This window comes from Streptomyces sp. NPDC037290, assembly GCF_055603245.1.
Genome location: NZ_JBVJVZ010000082.1, coordinates 1 through 5,365 on the forward strand (window position 1 = coordinate 1; position 5,365 = coordinate 5,365).

Here is a 5,365-nt window from a genome sequence, read left to right on the forward strand (position 1 = left end):
CTGCGATGCTCCACAACCCGCATCACCAACCTCGTCCAAGCCGTCCTCACCCTGCACCTGACCTGCTCAAACTGAGGTTGGAAAAGGCTCACTGTGTCCTACCGGCCATAGAAAAGGAGATGAAAAACATCTCCTGATGCACTCAGCAGCCAATCCCCTCGGCTCCCGCGACGCCGGCCGACGTGACAGTCGTTGTTGAGCAGGCGTGACACCATCCACCCGTTTGGGCCGATTGAGCGTCATTCCAAGGAAGTCGGAAGCTCACATGTCCGTACTCAATCCCGGCAGAGGACGAATCATCTTGCGAATTAAATCCGTCGTCGCGTGTGCAGTTACCACCCTACTTTTACTCGCTGGGCAGACGACAGCCAACCCGGCAACGGAAGTTTCCCGGACATCACATAGAAGAGCACGACCGATCCTACTGACCACGGAGGCGGAGATTCAACGCGCCAAGCAGCGTGCTGCAGACGTGTCGTCACCATTCCATGCCTCCTGGCTCCGAGAGAAATCGCAGGCGGATGCCGCTCTCGACTACAATTTCACGCCCCAAGAGTCGGACGACACCGATGCTTTCTATGCCGGTGCGAACCCCGAAGCGCGCCGAGTTCACGCCCTCGCCGTAGCCTATCGCGTGAGCGGAAATTCCGCGTATCTCAACAAGGCGCGCAGCGCTCTGATGAAGTGGGCGGTGTACTGTAATGCCGACCTTCCACCGGGTGACCCAACTCCTAGCTGGCGACAATTCCACTACCCCGGCAAAGCCATGCCGCACGCCGCCGGGCTGGTCATCAGCCGAGTACTGGTGATCTTTGCTGACGCGTATGCGATGTTGTATCCGTACCTGCCGGAGAATGAGCGTGCAGAGATCGAGCGTTGGTTCGGCAGCATGCGCTCACCGATTCAGTATAGTACCGCCTTGTGGCAGTCGGCAGATTGGTTTAAGACCACGCCAACGAAGACCATGAAGGCCGATCCTCCTTGGCTGAATCGGCAATATTACAACAACCATCTCACAGCCCACGTGATGGGACTCCTGGCCATCGGCTATGCGACGGGCAACACGTCACTTGTGTCATACGCGTTACGGGATCCCGATAATCCGCGCGATCTTCATGAAGAATTCGTCGGAGAACTGGTCACACCGGGGCAGGCACTTCAAGAGCAGGATCCCAGCTTGGGAACCGACAAGAAACGCTGGCCGGATCCGCTCCGCAGCGAGCTTTACGACAGATATCGGGTCATGCAGCCGATCGGCGAAACCGACAAGAGGGACAAGGGGCTCATCTATGCCTCGGCGGGACTGAGGTTTCTGACACTCGCTGCCGAACTCGCCCGCAACAACGGTGCGCCAATCAACTATTGGCATTACGTTCCCGACTCCGGTGAGAGCCTGCGGGACAGCTACGCCACCTACGCACCGTGGATGTCGGCCACCACGCCTCAAGCCAAGGCCGATGCTATTGCCTGCCGCGGCCGCTACTACGAAAACAGTGCGTACACAAGAAAGATGGAACAGACCTGGCGATCGTTGACCGAGCTCGCTTTCCGCGAGTATCCGTACGATCCCGATATCCGAGCCCTCGTCCGATCCGCACCCGCGCGCGACTACAACGACAACGAGACATTCGGCCCCAGTGCCCCGCTTCTGAAGGGCGAGCCCCTCGATCCGCCCGGCGGACCGGCCTGGACTTACCGATCCACTAACGGTGGTACACCCACCGCACCATTTCGGGCCGGCAGCGGCGCCGCCGCTTACTTCCTCGGAGACTGGGACGGCGACGGTATCGACACCCCCGGTTGGCGCATCGGGAACACCTTCTACCTGAGCAACCTGCCATCGGGAAGGGACCCGGTCGCCCACCCCTATGGCAAAGCGTGTGACCAGCCACTGGTCGGAGACTGGGATGGCGACGGTACCGACAGCATCGGAGTCCGGCGCGGCAGGCAATTTCTGCTGTCCGAGAATAACAGGGCTACCGACATCTCATATGCGGCCGGTCGGGATAGTGATCGTGCCGTCGCGGGAGACTGGGACGGCGACGGTACCGATACCCCAGGCCTGATTCGCGGAAATACAGTATTCCTGCGGGCCGACAACACCCACAGGGACAAATACCTCTCGTCCTTCGACTTCGCCCGGGTAAGTGACCGCTTTGTCGCGGGTGACTGGAACGGCGATGGCATCGACACACTGGCCGCCGTCAGGCAGACAGGCTCTCGGCTCACCTGGTATCTCCGGTCGGGCAATACCGTGAACGCCAAGACGACCACAACCCTCACACACGGCGCAGCCCTCGACGGCGTGGCGGCCGGCAACACGACCGGAGACTCAGCAGACGAGCTGGTTTCCGTCGCCTATCGGTGAATTCGCGGCTTGCGGCGATGCACCCGTAGGTGTGTCGCCGCATTCCGAGAAAGATCGAAAGACAGCTTTTGCGGCGACTTCGTCGTTCATCCAGTGAACACGGCGCGACCCCAGAGCTGGTGAGGAGGTCGCGCCCAGGAAAGTCGACGGCGCCCTTTGCAACGCCGAATAGGGGCGGGTCAGTGGCGAGAGAGTTGACCACGTCAACGACTATCGCCCACGCGAGTGGGAGACGAAGGCAGCACCGTCGAACTCGCCATCCCCAGCTCAGGTCCGGCGTTGCTTCCCGCACCGGCTGTGGGAGCGCCGATGGCGGGCGATGCATGCTGTCATCAGCGTTGTCACCACCGCCTGCGTGCTCGGCACCTCTACCGTAGAAGCTCTCCACACATCGAGGGGATCGACATTTCGATGCGGTAGTCGAGGCGCCTTTGGCGCACCCGCAGGAGGTCCTTGCGGGGCTGGCGGCGTACCGGGAGGCGGGCTACCGCGTTGAGATCGTGGCCCTGGCCGTGCCCGAGGCGGTCAGCCAGCTCGACATCTTGGACCAGTACCTGCACCTGGCTGCGGATGGCCGGGCCCGCTACATCCCCTGGGATAACCACGACGCCTGCGCGGCCGCGCTGCTCGACACCCTCACCACGGGAGGACTGCCGTACGGCGGACCGGTCCTGGTCGTGAAGCCCTGGCCCTGGCGGGGCCGACCACTCCCGGGCCAAGGGACATCCGACGTCTTCGGGGATCAGGGCTAGGCCGTTTCCTTCAGATCATCCGATCGTTGGTCTGGTGTGTCGTTGACTGACGCCCAGTGGGCCCGCATCGAGCCGCTGTTGCCGGATCGGACGCCGAAGCGGGGTGGGCGGTGGCGTGATCACCGGCAGGTGATCGACGCGATCGCGTTCAAGTACCGCACCGGCACGCCGTGGATGGACCTGCCTGAACATTTCGGCTCCTGGAAGGGCGCCCACAACCGGCTGCGGATGTGGGCGGCCGATGGCACCTGGGAGAAGGTGTTCACCGCCCTGCTGGCCCAGGCCGACGCCGAAGACGACCTCGACTGGGTCGTCGCGGTGGACTCCACCATCGTCCGTGCTCATCAGCACGCCGCCGGGGCCCGCAAAAAGGGGCCCCGGCCGGCGAGCCGGACGACCATGCCCTCGGACGGTCCCGCGGCGGACTGACTACGAAGATCCATCTCGCTGCTGACGGCCGCTGCCGGCCTCTCGCGTTCGTCATCACACCTGGCCAGGCCGGTGACGCGCCCGCATTCGAGCAGGTCATGACCCGCTTGCGGGTGCCCAGGCGGGTAGGCCGCCCCAGGATCACACCGGATGCGGTCCTGGCCGACAAGGCCTATTCGTCCCGGGCGATCCGCTGTCATCTGCGGCGGCGCGGGATCCGGGCGGTGATCCCGCAGCCCTCCGACCAGGCGGCGAACCGCAAGCGGCTCGGACGCCTTGGTGGCCGCCCACCAGCCTTCGACCGCGAGGCCCACAAACAGCGGAACACGGTCGAGCGCTGCATCAACAAGCTCAAGCAGTGGCGCGGCCTGGCCACTCGCTACGACAAGACGGCCACCATCTACCTCGCCGGGCTTCACCTCGCCGCCATCTTTATCTGGTCAGCGAGGTGATCCGAAGGAAAGACCCTAGCCGTGCGTAGCCGACGATGGCGCAGTCGCGCTGGCCCACGGCTGGCAGGTCGAAGACTAGGGGGGCGCCTCCACCCTAGGGGGAATGTGCGCACTTCCGTAATGTGGTGTCTATGACGGAGATGGCGTACTCGATCGTGGAAGCCCGTGCCCGCCTGGGCGCCATCGCGCGCGAGGTCAGTGCCACCCGTGAGCCGGTCGCGATCACCGACCACGGACAGACCGTGGCCATCCTGGTCAGCCCCGCCGACGCCCTGGAGCTGCAGGAGCTGCGGGCCCTGGCCGCCTTTCGGGCCCGCCAGGCCCGCGGCGAGGACGCTGGCGTCTCCCATGACGAGGCGTGCCGGCGCGTCTTCGGCGAAGCTGAGGCGTGAGATACGAGGTGATCTAGGAGCCTGAGGCCCTCGCCCAGGCGGAGCGGTTCGCCAAGGACGACCCCAACGGGGTGCGTCAGGTGTTCACCGCCGTCGACCGCCTCGCCGAGAATCCCCGCCCCGACGGCGCCTTCGGCAACACTGACTGCTGCGCATCCATGTTGCTCGCTACCGCGTCATGTACGAGATCAGCAACCAGCAGATCCGCTTCAGCGTCATCCACCTCGGCCGCGTACGCTGACCAGCCCGGTTCGAGGAACTGCGCCCTTTTGGGATGGCGGATCGGCACACTGACCCGGTGACTTCCTGGCTGCACCGCTGCTGGGAACTACCCCCGCGGGCGTGGGGACGACTGCCCGGTACGACGGTACAGCGGCGTCCACCAGCAAGCCTCTCCCACGACGATCCCTCCAAGATCATCACACCCCGGCTCCTCTACTTGATAACACCCTCGGCCCGGTTGTTGAGGTACTTCGAGGAGCGGTGCTTCACGGAGGGGATGACCTGGCGGTGGGCGGCGACGCAGGTTTGGCGGTGTCACTCCGCTGGGTGTAGCGAAGGTGGCGCATGACTGGCGCTTTGGGTGAATGGTGCATAGGGGTTGGCACGGGGCTAGATGGTGATGAGTGGAATAGTCGTCGCGTCGGGAGGGGGCGCACGTGTCAGGTGTGGGAGTCGCCGAGTCCGGCCGAGGTGGTGATCGGGAGGCGGGTGTTCTGTGCCATGGGATCGCACAGGAAGGGACAGCGGACTGCGTCTCCTACGTGGACGGGCAGGTGGATCTGCCCGTCGGGTGGTGGGCGGAACCCGGCTGTGGGACCCACGACATGGAGCGAGTTGAGCAGGAAAATCTCGTCCGGATCGCGATGGAACAGGGGCTCTTGATTGCCAGTGCCTCCCTGCTGCTCACGGCGTTGCTGATCGCCCTGACATACCTGTCGGGCGGGAGCGTCTGAATGAGGGCCGCACGAG

General features: G+C 64.2%; 3 protein-coding genes and 2 pseudogenes. All 5 read left to right on the forward strand.

The annotated features are described in order from the left end of the window. The first annotated feature begins 472 nt into the window (after window positions 1-472). The 5 genes and pseudogenes from ACZ7HQ_RS44745 to ACZ7HQ_RS44765 all read left to right on the forward strand — a co-directional run bounded on the left by ACZ7HQ_RS44745 (window position 473) and on the right by ACZ7HQ_RS44765 (window position 5,349). Window positions 473-2,368 (forward strand): alginate lyase family protein, encoded by a 1,896-nt coding sequence (locus ACZ7HQ_RS44745; RefSeq protein WP_471003198.1) that lies wholly within the window; start codon window positions 473-475, stop codon window positions 2,366-2,368. A 398-nt stretch (window positions 2,369-2,766) separates the two neighbouring features. Beyond that, window positions 2,767-3,120 (forward strand): annotated as a pseudogene (locus ACZ7HQ_RS44750) (zeta toxin family protein); the annotation flags it as partial. 36 nt (window positions 3,121-3,156) lie between these two features. After that, window positions 3,157-4,001 (forward strand): annotated as a pseudogene (locus ACZ7HQ_RS44755) (IS5 family transposase). 131 nt (window positions 4,002-4,132) lie between these two features. Then, the gene (locus ACZ7HQ_RS44760) at window positions 4,133-4,393 is read left to right on the forward strand and encodes a type II toxin-antitoxin system Phd/YefM family antitoxin (RefSeq protein WP_471003201.1); all 261 of its coding nucleotides are present in this window, start codon (window positions 4,133-4,135) and stop codon (window positions 4,391-4,393) included. A gap of 764 nt (window positions 4,394-5,157) precedes the next feature. Continuing rightward, window positions 5,158-5,349 (forward strand): hypothetical protein, encoded by a 192-nt coding sequence (locus ACZ7HQ_RS44765; protein ID WP_471003204.1) that lies wholly within the window; start codon window positions 5,158-5,160, stop codon window positions 5,347-5,349. Window positions 5,350-5,365 lie beyond the last annotated feature (16 nt).